Origin of the sequence: Rhizobium sp. RU35A, from assembly GCF_900156005.1 — a bacterium.
Taxonomy (GTDB): domain Bacteria; phylum Pseudomonadota; class Alphaproteobacteria; order Rhizobiales; family Rhizobiaceae; genus Neorhizobium; species Neorhizobium straminoryzae.
On sequence record NZ_FTMR01000004.1, the window covers coordinates 1 to 18,670 of the forward strand.

The following is an 18,670-nucleotide window of genomic DNA, read 5'->3' on the forward strand; positions in this document are numbered from 1 at the left end:
GCCGCTCAGATCGGGGCTGATCGTGGTGCTGTGTAGTGACTGCTGCGGACATTTCTACTTTGCAGCACAGCGGACATTCCAACTCCTCCGCCACAGGCAAGTGGGAGGGTACATTCTATTTCCAAGTGCGACTTGCGAATGATACCAATGGGTTATCACTCGCAAGAGCGCTGCAATGAATCGCACGATGAGCAATCATCCGATCATCAGCCTGACAGCGACAGGCTGACACATTCCCGGCTCTCTCCGAAAGGCCCGGCGATTGCCAAGCTACACCACACGGCGGGCCACGATCTTTCCGCGTAGGAGGAAAGATCTCTTAGCGGGTACCATAGCAGAGATTGCCGCGCAGCATCGTCAGGCCTCGGTCGGCCCTCAACGGCCCTGATGCGGGGTCAGGTTGTGGCGCGGGCGCTTTTCACGAAGGCCGGAAGCAGCAGGATGGCTGCAACCGCCGGGAGGGCCGCAGTCAGGACGATCTGCTGCGGGGGCCAGCCGGAGGCCAGAACGAGGCCGCCGACACCCGGACCGGCAATCGAGCCGAGCCGTCCCATGGCGGCCGCCCAGCCAATGCCGGTGGTGCGCAACGCGGCCGGATAGAGGGCAACGGCCAGCGCGCTCTGCGCCACACAACAGGGAATGAACCCCATGCCGATCAGGATCACCAGCGGCATGATCGCCGCCTCGGAGACGCCGACCAGACCGAAAAGAAGCACCCCGACAAGACCAAGGGTTGCGGAAACCAGCAGGGTCGTCGCCGTGTGGATGCGGGCCGACAGCAGGATCAGCAGCACGTCGCCGATCAGGCCGCCCATGGCGAAAGCCGCCGCAACGGCCGGTGCCTTTTCCGGGGCGAGCCCGATCTGCAACGCCAATGTCGGCAGCCAGGAGGTCAATGCATAGGCAATCAGGAAGACGAGGAAGGCAAACAGCCAAAGCATTGCCGTGGCACCGCCCAGCCCCTTGCCAAACAGCGCGGAGACGGCGTTGCCGCCCGAGGCGTGCCGTAGGCGCGCTCCGTCATCGCGAATGGCGATGGCAATCCAAGGCAGCAGCAGAAGCGGCAGGACACCGCCGACGATGAAAATCGAGGTCCAGCCGGCATGCGCCATCAGTGGACCACCGGCAATGCCGGCGAGGACACCCCCTGCGGAAATGCCGGTCGCGATAATCATAGCGGCCGTTGCGCTCCTGCGTCCCGGCATCAGGTCGGCGGCTCTGGAAATTGCAACGGGCAAAGCGCCGCCGAGACCGAGCGCCGTAATGAAGCGCAGGGCGGTGAGACTGACAATGTCGCCTGCCAGCACCGTGGCAAGCGAGCCCAACCCGAACAGAAGCACGCTGCCGAGCGCCAGGGAGCGCGTACCGAAACGCAAGGCCAGCGGCCCGCAGGCCATATAGCCGATGACGGCCCCGACACTGGTGGCCAGAAACACCGGAACCATGGCTGCGGGCGCCATGCCCCAATCCCTTGCAAGGATCGGGGCAACGAAGGTGATTGAGATCGTGTCGAAGCCGTCAAGTGTCACGATCAGGAAGCAGAGGAGCATCGTGGCAAGCACGGGCTCCTTGCCGATGGCAGTCCTGTCATTGTCTCTCATGTCATTCCCCTCTCTGTTTTTATGAATGACGTCAGATGCTTGCGTAGGCTTGCACCCTCCTGTCGAAGTGCAGTCGCGTACCGTTTGCCCCATAGGGCGGCCAGGCCGGATGGTCTTCGGCTTCAGGCGAACCGGTGCGCACAAAGCGCATCAGGGCACCCTGGAAGATGCGCGACAGGTCCTCCAGTTCGGCAGGGTCCGCACCGATCACCGAAGCCGCCTGCGCGCCGGTCCAGGTCTCGACATTGCCGAACAGGAAAGGAAGGTCGAGGCAGTGGCAGGCGCCCAGGTCCGCCAGGGGCGCCTGCCAGTCGAATTGATACATGTAGGAGCGCGCACCGTGACGGGCCTGGGCATCGGCAAAGGCAGCGCTCGGTGCACTGAAGGATTCGTCGGCGCGCAGGTCTGCCAGGATGGCGCCAGGCCGGGAAGGCGCGCGGCGGGCACGCGCCGCAGCCAGTGCCTGACCGGCCCCCTCCCCGAACACGCGGACAAACTCGGCCTGCAGGTTTTCCTCGGTGAAACCCGCAAACAGCGGGTTGCCCAGTGCGAAGGAGCCATATTCCTCGCGGGTGATGCCGATGATCGTGTCGCACCATGCCCCCTCCCCGTCGAGGATCGCATCGATCGGGTCACGTGCGATCACGTCACCATCAATGACCGGCATGAAGGGCGGCGCGACATCACCGGGCACCGGCGAGGCCGGCAGGTTCTGCTGCAGCAGCCGCAATGCCTCAAGGAAGCGCTCTGCCGGCAGCGTGCGCAGTTGCTCGAGATCGGTGGGATCGAGCCCTAGCGCCTGCAGCATGGCACGGGCGACCGGAGGCGCCTCCTGCGCCCTGCGCAACTTCAGCCCCAGCGGTGCGCTCATCAGGATCGCCCGCTGGAAAAGGCCCTTGCAGACGGGATTGGCGAGCATCGCGGCGATGCTGTAGGCGCCCGCGGACTGGCCGGCCACCGTGACAGCCTGCGGATCGCCGCCGAAGGACGCAATGGCCTGCCGGACCCAGCGCAGCGCAGCGATCTGGTCGCGAATGCCGAGATTGGTCGGCGCAAAGCCCGGCTGGGACAGAAAGCCGAGCGGACCCAGCCGATAGGTGACGGTGACGACGACACAGCCGCTGTTCTTCGCCAGCAGCGCCCCATCATAACAGGGCAGCGACCCGCCGCCGGTCATGAAGGCGCCACCATGCAGGAAAACCAGAACAGGTGCAGAGGCACCCGGTGCTACGGGCGACCAGATGTCGAGATGCAGGCAATCCTCATCCATCTGCATCGGATAGACACCCATCACCGCATCGAGCCGGGACGGCAGCTGCGGGGCAACATGTCCGATATCGAAAGCATCGCGCACGCCCTCCCAGCGCATGGGTTCGCCAGGCAGCGCATAGCGGCGCTCGCCGGTGGCGGGGCTTGCATAGGGAACGCGATGGAAACTGGCGATGTCGTTCTGCCGGATCCCCCTCAGGGAGCCGAAGGGTGTTTCAAGAGTGATATGGTTTGTCGTCAGCATGGGCGTGATCCATCCATTTGGGTTATTGGATAATAGCCACGACTTTCTCGTCCGTGTGTTCTATATTCAGGATCTTATCGTCCCGAAAAAGAGACAGAAATGAATGGCCTTGATGACATGTATCTGTTTCGAAAGGTTGTGGAATGCGGCGGCATATCCGCTGCGGCGCGGCGTCTCGGCGTTGCCAAGTCAACGCTGGCACGGCGGGTGGGTGAGCTGGAGACCCGGCTTGGCCTGCCGCTCTATCATCGAGACAGCCGCCGCTTCGGGCTGACGAATTTCGGTGCCGAGTGCTATCAGCACTGCGTGCGTCTCGCCAACGAGGCGGACAAGGTTCTCGCGCTGGCCGAGCGGGCGCGGGCCTATCCGACCGGCGTGCTGCATGTGGTCTGCCCACCCGTCATCGGCACGGCCATCGTTGATGCGCTCGCCGTGGAATTCGCCGCCTCCGTTCCGGATGTCCGCCTGCATCTGGAGGAGACCATGGGCATTTTCGACCCGCGCGAAACCATGGCCGATTTTGCCATCTATCCGAGCTTTAGCCCGCTTGCCGATACCAGTCTCGTGGCACGCAAGATCATGACCGCACCCTATATCCTGGCGGCGCGCCCGGATGTTCTGGAAGGGCGTGCCATTCCAAAGAGCCCGGACGAGTTGCAGGGTCTTCGCTGCATCGGGCTTGGCAGTCGGGGCACCGAATGGAAATGGCGGTTTCGCAAGGGAAGACACGTGCAGACGCATCGCTTTGCACCGGTATTCACCACGACGCTTCCGAGCGCGCTGCTGAGTGCAGCACGCCAAGGCCTCGGCATCGCCTCCCTGCCAGTCGCGCTCTGCCGTCGTCCCTTCGATGAAAAGCAGCTGATCCCGCTGCTGGAAGACTGGGCGCCAGACCCCGTCACGATCTACGCGGTCTATCCGAGCTCGAATGCGCTTTCGAACGCTGCCCGGCAGTTTCTCAATCTGCTTCTGGAGCGCCTTCCGAAACTGATGTCGGCATGACAATGGCGGAAACACGGAGATGGCATCATCGAAGCGCGCGCAGGGCGTTCAGGATCACCGCCACATCGATCGCCTCCTGCGTGAGAGCACCCTCCACGGGGGGAAGATAGCCGAAGCCTGCCAGCGCCATGGCGGCCAACGACAGGCCGAGGCCTGCGACCACGCTTTGCAGCGCAATCGCCCGGCTGCGGCGGGCAATTGCCATGGCCTTCACCAGCGGCGCGAGTTCATCCACCAGCAGCACGACACCGGCAGCCTCGGAGGAGGAGGCCGTGCCATGCGCGCCCATGGCCACACCGACGTCAGCGGCGGCAAGGGCGGGTGCGTCATTGACGCCATCGCCCACCATCATCACCGGGCCGTTGGGGATTTCATCGCGCACGGCGAGCACCTTGGCTTCGGGCGAGAGATCGCCAAGCACGCGGTCAAACCCCAGTTGCTCACCAACCGAGCGCACGATGTCGCCACGGTCGCCTGACGCAAGCACGAGGCGCCGACAGCCCGTCTGCCGCAAGGCATCGAGCATCGGCCGAGCATCGGCGCGGATCTGGTCCTGCAGCAGGATGAGGCCCGCAAGCCTGCCCTCGATCGCCACAGCCACCGTCAGCGCGCCGGGGTCGATGCCTTCGAGAAGGTCATCCGGCGCGGCCTCTGCGGTATGCCCGGTCACAAAATCAATGCCGCCGAGGGCAACACGCCGTCCCTCCACCCGCCCCGCAAGGCCGCTGCCAGGCGTTTCCACCACATCGGCCGGTGCAGACAGGGCAAGGCCCCGTGCCTCGGCCGCCTTGACCAGCGCTGCCGCGACCACATGGCCCGATGCCTGGTCGAGACTGGCGGCCGCTGTGAGGATCTCCGCTGCCTCGAAGTCCTTGCGTGCGCGGATGTCGGTGATGACCGCCTGCCCGTGCGTCACCGTTCCGGTCTTGTCGAGGATCACCGTTCTGACCCGCGACAACGCCTCCAGCACGCCACCCCCTTTGACCAGCACCCCCATGCGCGCCGTGCGCGACATGCCCGAGATCAGCGCGACGGGCACTGCAAGGATCAGCGGACAGGGCGTGGCCACGACGAGAACGGAGAGTACGCGGATGACATCCCCGCTCAGAAGCCAGGTCACCGCGGCAATCGCGAGCGTCAGCGCAAGGAAGCCGATGGCATAGCGGTCGGCCATGCGCACCATCGGCGCCTTGCTGACCTGCGCCGCCTCGACCAGCCGCACGATGCCGGCATAGGTGCTTTCGGCGGCCGGGCGGATCGCCACAAGCTGGAAGGCCGCACCGGTACAGGCCGAACCGCTCAGCACCTCAGCCCCCTCCTGAAACGTCTGCGGCAGGGATTCGCCCGTCAGCGCCGAGAGGTCGAGGACGGCCACCGCGCTGCCCACGCGCCCGTCGACCGGCAGCACATCGCCCTGGCGGATCAGCAGGCGGTCGCCCGGACAGATCGCGGCGATCGCCACCTGTCGCAGCCCCTCCCCCTCGAAACGCATCGCGGTCTGCGCCACCCGGCCCATCAGCGCCGTCATCTCCCGGCGGGCGCGCCCCTGTGCAAAATCCTCCAGCACCTGTCCACCGGCATACATCATTGCCACCACGTTGGCCGCAAGCGGCTCGCCGAAGGCAAGGGCTGCCGACATCGACAGCGCCGCCACGATATCGAGGCCGACATCGCCCCGACGCAGCGAGAGGATGATCTGAACGAACAGGCCGGCAAGCACGGGCGCGGTCGCCGCAGACCAGGCCCAGCCTGCGGCAATCGCCTGCCCGTTCGAGACCAGGAAGCCACCAGCCACCAGCCCCGCTGCAGCGCTGCCGATCAGGATCCGCGATTGCTGGCGACGCATCAATTCCGCGACATGCAAGGACATTGGCACCTTCCTGCGCCCCCCTCGGCGGCATCCGTGAATCGGAGCGATCGCGCCTGACATTTGTCCGGAAAAGGAGGATCGCTGTCCCGACAAGACAAATGAAACCAAGGCAATCTGGCGTCTATCGGGCCCAATGCGAACCCGGCAGAGTCCAAGCATAGCGCCAATCCATCGCGTCCGTTCGAACCCATGTCAAACGCCAGATGAATGTGCTGCAGGTGTCCGATCAGGCGAAAAGGCTATTTCCACGGAGAGAGGGGATGGCCTCCCCCGACAGACAGGCTTCGGCAAGCGAAGGAGCCCCGGCACGCGGCAGGCGAGCCACCGATACCGGTCATGGCGTCCCGACGAGGGAAGATCTTCGGCGCAAAATGGTACCGAAGGACGGCCCGCGCGCCCGGGCGCACGACATCAACCAGAATGCGGGGTCAGGGTCGGCAGACCGCCGTCACGTCATGCCTGTTGCGCCCGCATTTTGGGACAGCCCGCGGACAGGTGGCCGGCACCAGAATGCCGACCACCCGCGTCCTGGGCGACTTACTTCTTAGTCCAGCTCTTCACCAGCTCGTCATAGTTGACGGTGATCGGCTTTTCCTTCTCGTTCTTGATGGCAAGCTGCGGGGCAAGGTTACCCTTCTTCACCGCGTCGTCATGCCAGTATTGCAGGTCGTGCTCCTTCTCGAGCTTGGGGCCCAGATCGCCCTGAACCTTGGCACGCTCGATGCGGGCCATGACCTTTTCCTGCTCGGCGCAGAGCGAATCCATCGCCTGCTGCGGGGTCTTGGTCCCGGCCGCCGCATCGCCGATCGCCTGCCACCACAGCTGGGCAAGCTTCGGATAATCCGGCACGTTGGTGCCGGTCGGCGACCACTGCAGGCGGGCGGGCGAGCGGTAGAATTCCACCAGACCGCCAAGCTCCGGCGCACGCTTGGTGAAGCTCGGATGGTCGAGCGTCGACTGGCGCACGAAGCTGATCGCTGTATGGCTCTTCTTCAGGTCGACCGTCTTCGATACGACGAACTGGGCATAGAGCCAGGCGGCCTTGGAGCGGTCGAGCGGCGTCGACTTCAGGATCGTCCACGAGCCGACGTCCTGGTAGCCAAGCTTCATGCCCTCCTTCCAGTAGACGCCGTGCGGCGACGGCGCCATGCGCCACTTCGGCGAATTGTCCGCGTTGACGACGGGCAGGCCGGGCTTGACCATGTCGGCGGTGAAGACGGTGTACCAGAAGATCTGCTGGGCCACCTCACCCTGCGCCGGAATGGGGCCGGCTTCGGAGAAGGTCATGGACTGGGCCTGCGGAGGGGCGTATTTCTTCAGCCATTCCAAATATTTGGCGATGGAGTAGACGGCCGCCGGGCCATTCGTGTCACCGCCACGGGCAACGCAGGAGCCGACAGGGCGTGACTTCTCGTCAACCTTGATGCCCCATTCGTCCACCGGCTTGCCGTTCGGGATGCCCTTGTCGCCATTGCCGGCCATGGAAAGCCAGGCATCGGTGAAGCGCCAGCCGAGCGAGGGATCCTTCTTGCCATAGTCCATGTGGCCAAAGACTTTCTTGCCGCCGATCTCGCGGCCGGTGAAGAATTCGGCGATATCCTCATAGGCCGACCAGTTGACGGGAACACCGAGGTCATAGCCGTACTTGGCCTTGAAATCGGCCTTGTTCTTCGGGTCATTGAACCAGTCGTAACGGAACCAGTAGAGGTTGGCGAACTGCTGGTCCGGCAGCTGGTAGAGATCGCCATCCGGTGCTGTCGTAAACGACGTGCCGATGAAATCCTTCAGGTCGAGGCCGGGATTGGTGACGTCCTTGCCTTCGCCTGCCATCCATTTCGTGAGGTTGCGCACCTGCTGATAGCGCCAGTGCGTGCCGATCAAATCGGAATCGTTGACATAGGCATCATAGACGTTCTCGCCGGACTGCATCTGCGTCTGCAGCTTCTCGATGACATCGCCTTCACCGATCAGGTCATGGGTGACCTTGATGCCGGTGATCTTTTCGAAGGCCGGCGCCAGCACCTTCGATTCGTAGTCATGCGCGGTGATGGTTTCCGAAACGACGCGCAGCGACATGCCCTGGAAGGGCTTTGCCGCGTCCACGAACCACTGCAATTCCTTTTCCTGCGCGGCTCGGTCCAGGACGGACATGTCCTTGATCTCGCTGTCTAGGAACTTCCTGGCCTCCTCCATGCCGGCGAAGGCGGATCCCGCCGCCAGAACCAGCGCAATCATGCTTGCTGATGCCATTATGTGCTTCCGCATGTTTTCCTCCCATTGCGTTGCACGACTACCCCTCCCCGGCGACGTCCCGCCGCCGGCATACCTCGCTACACGAAGCGGAAAACGCCGATGGCGTAGACAACCGAGAGAGCGAGGGCCCACCACAGGCTCGGACCCACGAGACCGAGCCATGCGATATTGATGAACGCGCTGCCGAGCAGCGAAATGAACAGGCGGTCGCCGCGCGTCGTGGTCATGCGCAGGATGCCGTAGCGCGGGCTGCCGCCGGGCGAGACATATTCCCACACGCCCATGCCAACCAGCAGCACCGCTATCGAGATGAAGAAGGCCGCCGTCTCCCAGGTCCAGGCCATCCAGCTGAGATCGATCATGGTCTTGATCCTCCCCGTTTCCTAAACGCGGCCCAGGGCAAAGCCCTTGGCGATGTGATTGCGCACGAACCAGATGACGAGCGCGCCTGGAATGATGGTCAGCACGCCGGCCGCCGCCAGCACGCCGTAATCGAAGCCGGTGGCAGACGAGGTGCGCGTCATCGCGGCGGCAATCGGCTTGGCATCTGTCGTTGTCAGCGTCCGGGCGATCAGCAGTTCCACCCAGGAGAACATGAAACAGAAGAAGGCGGTGACCCCGACCCCGGAGGCGATCAGCGGCATGAAGATCCGACCGAAAAAGCGCGGGAAGGAATAGCCGTCGATATAGGCGGTCTCGTCGATTTCCTTCGGCACGCCCGACATGAAGCCTTCGAGGATCCACACCGCCAGGGGCACGTTGAACAGGCAGTGGGCGATGGCGACCGCGATATGCGTATCGATCAGCGCGAAGGCCGAATAGAGCTGGAAGAAGGGCAGGATGAACACGGCCGGCGGCGCCATGCGGTTGGTCAGCAGCCAGAAGAACAGGTGCTTGTCGCCGAGGAAGCGGTAGCGCGAGAAGGCATAGGCCGCCGGTAGCGCCACCACGATGCAGATCACCGTGTTCATGACCACATAGGTCATGGAATTGAAGTAGGTCTCGTACCAGGAGGGATCGGTGAAGATCACCATGTAGTTTCGCAGCGTCGGCTGTTCCGGCCAGAGGCTGAGCCCGCTCAGGATCTCGTTGGTCGTCTTGAAAGACAGATTGACCAGCCAGTAGATCGGGATGATCAGGAACAGCACATAAGCCGTCGGAATGAGCCAGCGGAACGACCGGCGGGCGCGGCGGCTGTGAATGCTGTGTGCCTTCGCCATTGCATCGACCGGAAAGGGAGCCATCGTCTGGGTGTCATGCGTCATGCGGAACTCCTCAGGCGCGATCTTCATCGGGCTGCGTGGTGACGGTGTAAAACACCCAGGACACCAGCAGGACGATCAGGAAGTAGATGATGGACATGGCCGAGGCCGGACCGAGGTCGAACTGGCCGACGGCCATCTTGACGAGGTCGATGGACAGGAAGGTCGTGACGCTGCCCGGACCGCCGCCGGTGACGACGAAGGGCTCGGTGTAGATCATGAAGGAGTCCATGAAGCGCAACAGGATGGCAATCTGCAGCACGCGATTGAGCTTGGGCAGCTGGATGAAGCGGAAGACGCTCCAGCGCGAGGCGCCGTCGATCTTGGCGGCCTGATAATAGGCATCCGGGATCGACATCAGGCCCGCATAGCAGAGCAGCACGACAAGGCTCGTCCAGTGCCAGACATCCATCAGCACGATGGTGAACCAGGCATCCAGCGTGTCGCGGCCGTAATTGTAGTCGAAGCCCAGCCAGGTCACGACAGAACCGAAAAGGCCGACATCGGTGCGGGCAAACAGCTGCCAGATCGTGCCGACCACGTTCCACGGAATAAGCAGCGGCAACGACATCAGCACGAGGCAGACGGGAACGCCGATGCCGCGCTTGGGCATGTTGAGCGCAATCACGATACCGAGCGGGATCTCGATGGCCAGCACGATGGCCGAAAGCAGCAGGTTGCGCGCCATGGATTCCCAGAAGCGGTCCGAAGCGAGCACCTGCTGGAACCATTCCGTTCCGGCCCAGAAGAACTCGTTGTTGCCGAAGGTATCCTGAACCGAATAGTTGACGACCGTCATCAGGGGGATGACGGCAGAGAAGGCCACCAGCAGAAGCACCGGCAGCACGAAGAACCACGCCTTGTTGTTCCAGGTCTTGTCCATCGTCAGGCTCCGAGTTCGACGCGCCACGAATTGGCATAGAGGTTGATGCCGCCGGGCAAGAACTGCACATGCGGCGTGGCCGGCAGCGGTTCGCTTTCGTCGGCAAGTGCCGCGATTTCCCGGCCCTCCAGGAGCGCGCGCACGATGCGGTGGCGGCCGACATCCTCGACCTTGCGGATCTGCACGGGAATGCCGGTCTCGCTGATCCGGGTATATTCGGGCCGCACACCGAGATCCGTGCGGCCGGCCGGCAGGCTGCGGGCAGACCCCGGCAGCGTGACGGCGTGCGGACCGATATGCGCGATCTCGCCACTGACCTCCACCGGCATGAGATTCATGCCGGGCGAGCCGATGAAATAGCCGACGAAGGTGTGCATGGGCCGTTCGAACAGTTCGGCCGGCGTGCCGATCTGCACCACCTGCCCCTCATACATCACCACCACCTCGTCGGCGAAGGTCAGCGCCTCGGTCTGGTCGTGGGTGACGTAGATCATCGTATAGCCGAAGCGGCGGTGCAGCTTCTTCAGCTGCGAGCGCAGCTCCCATTTCATATGCGGATCGATGACTGTCAGTGGCTCGTCGAACAGGATGGCGTTGACATCCGCCCGCACCAGCCCGCGCCCCAGCGAGATCTTCTGCTTCTGGTCGGCGGTGAGACGGCGCGCCTTGCGGTGCGCGCGTTCCGAGAGCCCGATCATGTCCAGCGTCTCGCGCACCTTCACGTCGATCTCGGCCGGATTGACACCGCGATTGCGCAGCGGAAAGGCCAGGTTCTCATAAACGCTCATGGTGTCGTAGACGACCGGGAACTGGAACACCTGGGCGATGTTGCGGTCCTGCGTCGACAGGTGCGTCACGTCGCGCCCGCCGAACATCAGTCGCCCGTGCGAGGGCTCGAGGAGGCCGGAGATGATGTTGAGCAGCGTGGTCTTGCCACAGCCGGAGGGGCCGAGCAGCGCATAGGCACCGCCGTCCCGAAAGGCATGGTTGATCTCGCGGAGGGCGAAATCCTCGGGCTTTTGCGGATTGGGGCGATAGGCGTGGCGAAGTCGGTCGAAGCTTATTTCTGCCATGTCCCGTCTCCTTTACGCAGCCTTGGCGGTCCGGTGTTCCACGGCATGGCCGTCAGCACCGAAGATCAGCAGGTTCCTCAGGTCGAAGCCGAGCCGGATCACCTGCTCGGGATCGTATTCCCGCACGCCGGCGGCAAGGATGACCCAGCGGGCATCGGCAAAGGCCACGTGGATGAAGCTTTCCGAGCCGGTAATCTCGGTCACGTCGACCCTGGCATCCAGCGCCACCAGGGCCGCCCCCTCTGGTTCGACGACGAGGTGATGCGGCTGCAGCGCGATCGTGTAGGCGCCGTCCGGCAGATGGGCGAGCGTGTCGGGTACTGGCACCGAAAGCAGCCCGCCATGGGCGAAAAGATCACCGGTCTTGTGCACGCTCAGCGTATTCAGGGGCGGATCGGCAAAGGTTCTGGCGCTTGTCAGATTGACCGGGTGGCGGAAGACCTCGATCGTGCGGCCGAACTGCGCGATCCGCCCTTCATGCATCACCGCCGTGTTGCCGCCCAGAAGCAGGGCCTCCTGCGGCTCGGTGGTGGCATAGACGAAGATCGCCCCGGTCTCGGCAAAGATCTTCGGCAGTTCCTCGCGCAGTTCCTCGCGCAGCTTGTAATCAAGATTGGCGAGCGGCTCGTCGAGCAGCACCAGCCTTGCCTGCTTGACCATGGCCCGGGCAAGCGCCGTTCGCTGCTGCTGGCCGCCGGACAGGCTGAGAGGGGTACGGTCGAGATAGGGCGTCAGCCGCATCAGCTCGGCGGCCCGCTTCACGTCCCGATCGATCGTTGCCCTGTCGACACCCTTCACCCGCAGCGGTGAGGCGATGTTCTCATAGACCGTCAGAGACGGGTAGTTGATGAATTGCTGATAGACCATCGCCACGTTGCGCCGCTGAACCGGCACGCCCGTGACATCCTGGCCATCCACGTGGATCGTTCCGGCCGTCGGCACATCCAGTCCCGCCATCAGGCGCATCAGCGATGTCTTTCCTGCCAGCGTCGGCCCGAGCAGGACGTTCAGCGATCCGCTTTCGAGCGTCAGCGAAACATCGGTGATGTGTCTGGACACACCCACGGACTTGGAAACATTCCGCAGTTCAAGCATGCCATCCTCCTCCCAAAGGTGCCGGCGAACCGGCGGCAAGCGAATCTGGCCCCTCCTCCTCCCGAAGGAGCCAGAGCCCTACGTTAGAGATCTGGCGAAATCTTCCAATCCCTTAATTTGTAAACCGTGCCCGGACGCGGACGAATTTCGCCGCCCTCCTTCATCCGCCGCTTGAAGCTGTGGATCGGCGTGGCAAGGTCGTTGATGCGGAACTCCACCACCGAGGGACCGTCATGGGCAAAGGCACGGTCGAGCGCGGGCTCGATCTCGTCGGGCGTCTCGACGGCAATGCCGAGCAGGCCGAGGCCGGCACTGGCCGCGGCAAAGCTCGGTCTTGCGCTCTGCGTTTCCAGAAGCGCCGACTGGACATTGCCGAAATAGAGCTGCTGCCAGAGCTGGATCCAGCCGAGACGGCCATTGTTGAGGACGATGTTGACGACACGCTGGTTCTGCTGCAGCTGCGTGGCAAGCTCGCCGATCGTGTAGGAGAAGGCCCCGTCGCCCGACACCGTCACCACCCGTGCATCGGGCCGCGTGGCGGCGGCCCCGATCGCGCCGGGAACGGAGTAGCCGAGCCCCCCCTGCCCGCGGGCATAGAGAAACTGGCGGCCGGGCTTGCGGGCCGGAATATAGCCGCCGATCCAGCCGGCCGAGAAGCTGGCATCGGAGACGACGATATCGTCCTCCTCCAGCCGCTTCGCGACCGCCGCCATGATGCGCGGCGGCGAAAGCGGGATTTCCTCGGACTCGATCTCCGCCTGTTTCGCCCGTTCGCCCGCGGCCTTCACCTCGGTGATGCGCGCCCGCCAGTCGGCATTCTCGTTTGGCCTCAGGCCCGCAGCCAGAAGCTTCACCGTCTCGCGAATGTCGCCATAGAGCGAGACCGTCGGGCGGAAGGTGCGACCATGTTCCAGCGGATCGGCGTCGATTACGATCGTCGCCTGCTCGGGAAGCGGCAGGGTCCAGTTCATCGCGGTGTTCTGGCTGGCCTTGGAACCGCACCAGATGACAAGATCGGCCTCCTTGATCAGTTCGATGGCAGCCCAGGAGCCCAGCGGATTGAGGATGCCGGCGGCATAATCACGCGTCTCCGGCACCGAGCCCTTGCCGGAGAGCGAGGTGACGACCACCCCGTTCAGCCGGTCGGCAAGTGCGGTCACGTCCAGGGCCGCATCCGAACCGTGCACGCCGCCGCCACACACGAGCGCCGGCCGCTTGGCCCTGGCGATGAGATCGAGCGCCTTCGACACCTCGGAAGCGACCGGCACCGAGCGCAGATAGGGAATGTGGATCGAGCGGTCGTCCACCAGCGGCTTCAGCAGGTTCTCGTCCCATTCGGCATCAAAGACATCGTGCGGAATGATGACGGCGACCGGCCCCGGCCGGGGCGCGACCGCCGTACGGAAGGCGGTGCGCAGGATCTCCGGCAGCGCGGTCACCGAGGGCACCAGCCAGGCATTCTTGGAGATGGACTGGAAGAATTTCAGCTGGTCGAAGCCCTGGCTCGCAATGCCCTTTTCCTTCAGCGTCAGCCAGTCGAGCGGCAGTTCGCCGATGATGCCGACCATCGGGATCGAGGCATTGAGGGCTTCCAGAAAGCCGGCGGAGAGCAGGTTGGCGCCGGGACCGACGGTTACGTCGCAGACCCCCGGCTTTCCCGTCAGCCGGGCATAGGCATCCGCCGCGTAGGCGGCATTGCGCTCGTCGCGCATCAGCACGTGGCGGATCCGGTCCGTGCGCCGCGAGATGCCGTCATGGAGAGCGGTGGTCTGGCCGCCGGGCATGCCGAACACAAGTTCGACCCCGGACTGCGCCAGCATTTCAGAAATGAGATCGCCGATATGCGCCATCATGGTGTCCAATCGTCATGGGAAGATCAGGTTGCGCGGCCCGCGTCAGTGAAGGGCCGCCAGGTTTTCGACCACGGACTTGTAGGCCGTGAGTTTGCGAGCCATGGCCCGGTTGCGCTCCAGGCGCGGCTCGTAATGGCGGGACACGCGCACCATGCGCCGCGCCGCTTCGCCAAGATCCGGGTGATGCCCAAGAGCCACGGCAGCACAGATGGCGCCGGCCTTGGCGCCGAATTCGCTGCCGTCGGCCACCTCCACCCGCATGTCCAGCGCATCGGCGAACATCTGGCACCATTGCGCGGATTTCGACGCGCCGCCCGCCATGCGGGCCACCGTCGGCCGGCGGTTGGCCTCCGGCGGCAGCAGGCGGTCGATATCGGTCTTGTGGGCGAAGACCACACCCTCGAAGGCGACGCGCAGCACGTCGCCCAGCGTGTGGCGGGCGCAAAGCCCGAGGATACCGCCCGGCACATGCGAGGGGCCGCCATAGAGAAAGGGCAGAAACAGGATGTCGTTGTCCCGGTCCAGCGCTTCCGCCACCAGCCGGTTGCCCACCTCGTAGATGGAGGAACCCATGGCCCTGGCCCGGGCGCCCTCGGCTTCCAGCAGCGTGGAGAAGATCCACTCGACATTGCTGGCCGAGGTGGCCGCCCCTTCGGTTGCGATGAAGCGGTTGCCAATCGGAAACGAAGACTGGATGAAGGGCGGTGGCGCCGTCAGCGGCTCGTCGAGGATGATCGAATTGATGCTGAAGGTGCCGGCGACCACCGAAATGGAGTTCGGATCGGTCACGCCGGAGGCAAGCGCCGAGCCCGTGACATCCACCACGCCGCGGATGACGGGCGTGCCGGCCTTCAGGCCCGTTACCTCCGCCGCCTGCTCCGTTACATAGCCGGCGACCGCGACGGAAGGTCCGACCTCCGGCAGCTTTGCCAGCCAGCGCGACACCCCACCGACATGGAGCGCCTGATCCGCATAGCGATGGTTGACGAGGTCGAAGATGCCGGCAATGCCGCCATCGGTGGGGTCGGTCGACACCTTGCCCGTCAGCCGCGCCCGGATGAAATCCTTGCAGAACAGCACCGTGTGCGTGCGGTCGAACAGATCCGGCTCATTGTCGTCGAACCAGCGCAGCAGCGGAATGGCGTGCGTGGCAAACATGCGCGCCCCGATCAGCCGGTCGATCTCGGCCACCTCCCCCGTCAGGCGCATGGCCTCGATCAGGTCCAGCGTGCGGGTATCCGTCGAGACAAGCCCCGGCCGCACCGGATTGAGATCGCGATCGACGAAATAGGCCCCTGCCCCGTAGCCCGACGGCGTGACGCCGGCAATATCCTCCGGCGGCGTGCCGGTGATCTCGAGCAGTTCGCGGATGGCGGTGCAGGCGGCTGCCCACATCGCGTCCGGATCCCGTTCGGTAAAGCCCGGGCGGGGAAACTGCATCCGGTTGGGGCTGCTGCGGCAGGCCAGTTCATTGCCGCTGAGGTCGAACAGTGCCGCTTTGGTCATAGTTCCACCGGCGTCGATGCCGATGAGGCGCTCGCGCATGGCATTCTCCTCCCATGTTCCGGAGTGGCTCCTCTCCGCCCCGGTCGTCCCTCTGATGACGAAATTTGTTTCCGTCAGATCCCTTGCTTGAGGCAAGGTTGTTATAATAAGTTGAGGCTAGGCGAGTTGATCTGAGCTGTCAATACGTCTCGCATCACTTGTTGAAGGAGGTCGACAGGCGGTGCTGCAACGGGAATGCCAGAGGGAGGATGAGCATGAGAACACGGGCGCAAGCGCTGGACGCACTGGAACGGGGAGAGAGCGGCGACATCCTGATCATCGGCGGCGGCATCAACGGGGTCGGCGTGTTTCGCGATCTCGCCGCGCAGGGGGTCGGGGCAACGCTTGTCGAGATGGGAGATTTCTGCAGCGGCACGTCGGCCGCCCCCTCGCGTCTCATCCATGGCGGCCTGCGCTATCTGGAGCAGGGCGAGTTCAAGCTGGTGCGGGAATCGGTGGAGGAGCGCGACCGGCTGCTGAAGAACGCGCCGCATCAGGTGCGGCCGATCCGCGTATGGGTGCCGGCCCTGTCCTGGGCGGGTGGCACGCTGCAGGCGGCCTTGCGCTTCCTGCGGCTGATGAAGGATCCCGGCCCCAAGGGCGCGCTGATCCTGAAGCTTGGCCTTACCATCTTCGACGGCTTCAGCATCCGCGATCGCTCGATGCCGCGCCACAGGCTGGTGCCAAGACGCCAGGCGTTTGCCAAAGTGCGCGGACTGGCAAACGAGATCCGCATCGTCGCGGAATATTTCGACGCCCGCATCGACAGCCCGGAGCGGCTGACGCTTGAACTGGTGGACGATGCCGAGGCCGCCTGCCCGGAAAGCCTTGCCATTCCCTATCTGAAGCTCGTCGGCGTCGAGGGCGATACCGCACTTCTTCAGGATGTGCTGTCAGGCCGCATCATTCGCAAGCGCTGCCGCTTCATCATCAACTGCGCTGGCGCCTGGATTGACCATGTCGACCGGGATCTCGGCATCGGCGAAGGGCTGGTGGGCGGCACGCGCGGCTCGCATCTCGTACTGAAGCGACCCGATCTCGCCGCTGATCTCGGTGATGTCATGCTGTATTTCGAGACACCCGATTTCCGCGCCTGCCTGATCTACCGACTCGATGCCGATCACGTGCTGCTCGGCACCACCGACATTCGCACCGAACATGCCGGCGACAAGGAAACCTCCGAGGCGGAGATCGACTATCTGTTCGATGTGATCAGGACCGTGCTGCCCAAAGCCCGCCCCCGGCGGGAGGACATCGCCTTTGCCTATTCGGGCGTGCGCCCCCTGCCCCGCCAGGCCGCAGGCGCGGCTGGTTCGATCAGCCGCGACCACACGTTTCGCACCTTCGAGCCGACGGGCACGCGCACGGTGCCAGTGCTGACGCTGATCGGCGGCAAGTGGACCACCTACCGGGCCTGCGCCGAACAGATCGTCGATCTCGTCCTGCCACGGCTTGGGCAAGACCGGAGGGTGACGACGGCCGACCTGCCGATCGGCGGCGGAACGCGCTTTCCGCGCGATCCCGCCGGTCTTTCGGCACTCGCCACGGAACTGATGCGGACAGGCGCGCTTGGTGCCGGGCGGGCCGAAAGACTGCTGAAGCGCTACGGCACGCGGGCAGTCCGCATGGCGGCCAGCCTGCGTGGCGAAACCCCGCTCCGGTCGGCCGCTTGCTATTCGCGGGAGGAGATCCTATGGATCGCGCAGAACGAGCGCGTCACCCGTCTCGACGACATGATCCTCCGGCGAACCCTTATGGCCTTCGAGGGCGTGGCGAGTGAAGCCTGCCTCATGGAGCTGGCGGATCTTCTGGCCCCCGCCCTGTCCTGGTCGCCGGAGCGATGCCAGGCCGAGGTGGACGCAACGCGCCTGCTGCTGGAAAACCGGCATCGCGCCCGTCGGCAGGTCAGCCTGGAGGACGCCTGATCGCCAAACAAGGGGTACGCCCGTGTCCGACCCGTCCGTCGAAGATCCCGTCGTTCACGACCGCGCCCCCAAAGTGCCGCTCTGGCTGCAGCTGAAGACCGCCATTGCCGACATGATCGTCAAGGGCGGCATGCGCCCGGACGACAAGCTGCCGAGCGAAACGGAACTCTGCAACCAGTTCGGCGTCTCGCGCATCGTGGTGCGCCAGGCGATGAGCCGTCTGGTGACGGAAGGGCTGGTGTATCGCCATCAGGGCCGGGGCGCCTTTGTGGCCAAACAGAGCGAGGACAGCGATTTCGTCGGTCGCATCATCGGCTTTTCCGGCGATATCGAGCTGCGCAACCATACCGTCAGCCGTTTCATCCTGACGGCCGACATCCGCGACCCCGATCCCCGGGCCGCCAAGGCGCTGGGCCTTGGTCCCGGCGAGCGGGTCGTCTTCCTGAGGCGTACGATGAGCGTCGATGGCGTGCCGCGCATTCTGGTGGAAAGCTCGCTGGTGGAAAGCCGCGTGCCCGGCCTGCTGCATCATCCGCTGGAAAACCGCTCGCTCTATGCGATGCTGCTCGAACATTATGGCATCCAGTTCGAGGGCGCCGAACGCTGGATCGAGGCAGCCAGCGCCAGCAAGGAAGAAGCGCAACACCTGAAGATCAGCAAGGGAACGCCACTCATCAAGATCGAGTCGCGCTCCAGCGATCGTACCGGCCGCCATATCGAATATTTCTCCGCCCTCTACCGCACGGACAGCGCCCGCCTGCACTTCACCATCCGGCCGGAACAGGGACGCTGAAA

Annotated in this window: 14 protein-coding genes; 3 read left to right on the forward strand and 11 right to left on the reverse strand. The window is 64.4% G+C overall.

The window, feature by feature from the left end; all coding sequences use genetic code 11:
• Nucleotides 1–395: 395 nt before the first annotated feature.
• Together F3H95_RS10680 and F3H95_RS10685 are read right to left on the reverse strand one after the other, a co-directional pair.
• Complete coding sequence (locus F3H95_RS10680) at nucleotides 396–1,601, reverse strand: MFS transporter (RefSeq protein ID WP_149745957.1); 1,206 nt, start codon at nucleotides 1,599–1,601, stop codon at nucleotides 396–398.
• 31 nt (nucleotides 1,602–1,632) lie between these two features.
• On the reverse strand, nucleotides 1,633–3,114 hold the full coding sequence (locus tag F3H95_RS10685) for a carboxylesterase family protein (RefSeq protein WP_149745958.1): 1,482 nt from the start codon (nucleotides 3,112–3,114) through the stop codon (nucleotides 1,633–1,635).
• 99 nt (nucleotides 3,115–3,213) lie between these two features.
• Here F3H95_RS10685 and F3H95_RS10690 point away from each other — a divergent pair, with 99 nt between their 5' ends.
• Nucleotides 3,214–4,116: a LysR substrate-binding domain-containing protein gene (locus tag F3H95_RS10690; RefSeq protein WP_149745959.1), complete on the forward strand. Its 903-nt coding sequence runs from the start codon at nucleotides 3,214–3,216 to the stop codon at nucleotides 4,114–4,116.
• Nucleotides 4,117–4,141: 25 nt separating this feature from the next.
• On the opposite strand, the gene F3H95_RS10695 is transcribed toward F3H95_RS10690, so the two are convergent.
• The 9 genes from F3H95_RS10695 to F3H95_RS10735 form a co-directional block, all read right to left on the reverse strand.
• Nucleotides 4,142–5,986 carry a heavy metal translocating P-type ATPase gene (locus F3H95_RS10695; RefSeq protein ID WP_244617973.1) on the reverse strand — a complete coding sequence of 615 codons (1,845 nt, stop codon included), beginning with the start codon at nucleotides 5,984–5,986 and terminating at the stop codon, nucleotides 4,142–4,144.
• Between the two features lie 537 nt (nucleotides 5,987–6,523).
• Nucleotides 6,524–8,251, reverse strand: a complete 1,728-nt coding sequence (locus F3H95_RS10700; RefSeq protein ID WP_142880638.1) for an ABC transporter substrate-binding protein — start codon at nucleotides 8,249–8,251, stop codon at nucleotides 6,524–6,526.
• Nucleotides 8,252–8,316: 65 nt separating this feature from the next.
• On the reverse strand, nucleotides 8,317–8,601 hold the full coding sequence (locus F3H95_RS10705; RefSeq protein ID WP_142880639.1) for a DUF2160 domain-containing protein: 285 nt from the start codon (nucleotides 8,599–8,601) through the stop codon (nucleotides 8,317–8,319).
• A 21-nt stretch (nucleotides 8,602–8,622) separates the two neighbouring features.
• On the reverse strand, nucleotides 8,623–9,459 hold the full coding sequence (locus F3H95_RS10710) for a carbohydrate ABC transporter permease (RefSeq protein WP_142880681.1): 837 nt from the start codon (nucleotides 9,457–9,459) through the stop codon (nucleotides 8,623–8,625).
• A gap of 55 nt (nucleotides 9,460–9,514) precedes the next feature.
• Nucleotides 9,515–10,384, reverse strand: coding sequence for a sugar ABC transporter permease (locus tag F3H95_RS10715; RefSeq protein WP_149745960.1), 870 nt, complete (start codon nucleotides 10,382–10,384; stop codon nucleotides 9,515–9,517).
• 2 nt (nucleotides 10,385–10,386) lie between these two features.
• Nucleotides 10,387–11,457: an ABC transporter ATP-binding protein gene (locus tag F3H95_RS10720; protein WP_149745961.1), complete on the reverse strand. Its 1,071-nt coding sequence runs from the start codon at nucleotides 11,455–11,457 to the stop codon at nucleotides 10,387–10,389.
• Between the two features lie 12 nt (nucleotides 11,458–11,469).
• Nucleotides 11,470–12,552: an ABC transporter ATP-binding protein gene (locus F3H95_RS10725; RefSeq protein WP_149745962.1), complete on the reverse strand. Its 1,083-nt coding sequence runs from the start codon at nucleotides 12,550–12,552 to the stop codon at nucleotides 11,470–11,472.
• Nucleotides 12,553–12,635: 83 nt separating this feature from the next.
• On the reverse strand, nucleotides 12,636–14,405 hold the full coding sequence (locus F3H95_RS10730; RefSeq protein WP_210248552.1) for a thiamine pyrophosphate-binding protein: 1,770 nt from the start codon (nucleotides 14,403–14,405) through the stop codon (nucleotides 12,636–12,638).
• Between the two features lie 42 nt (nucleotides 14,406–14,447).
• Nucleotides 14,448–15,950 carry an FGGY-family carbohydrate kinase gene (locus tag F3H95_RS10735; RefSeq protein WP_149745963.1) on the reverse strand — a complete coding sequence of 501 codons (1,503 nt, stop codon included), beginning with the start codon at nucleotides 15,948–15,950 and terminating at the stop codon, nucleotides 14,448–14,450.
• 215 nt (nucleotides 15,951–16,165) lie between these two features.
• On the opposite strand from F3H95_RS10735, the gene F3H95_RS10740 reads away from it, so the two are divergent.
• A complete protein-coding gene (locus tag F3H95_RS10740; RefSeq protein ID WP_149745964.1) occupies nucleotides 16,166–17,875 on the forward strand; it encodes a glycerol-3-phosphate dehydrogenase/oxidase in 1,710 nt (569 codons plus the stop codon).
• A gap of 22 nt (nucleotides 17,876–17,897) precedes the next feature.
• On the forward strand, nucleotides 17,898–18,668 hold the full coding sequence (locus F3H95_RS10745) for a GntR family transcriptional regulator (RefSeq protein ID WP_149745965.1): 771 nt from the start codon (nucleotides 17,898–17,900) through the stop codon (nucleotides 18,666–18,668).
• Nucleotides 18,669–18,670: the final 2 nt, after the last annotated feature.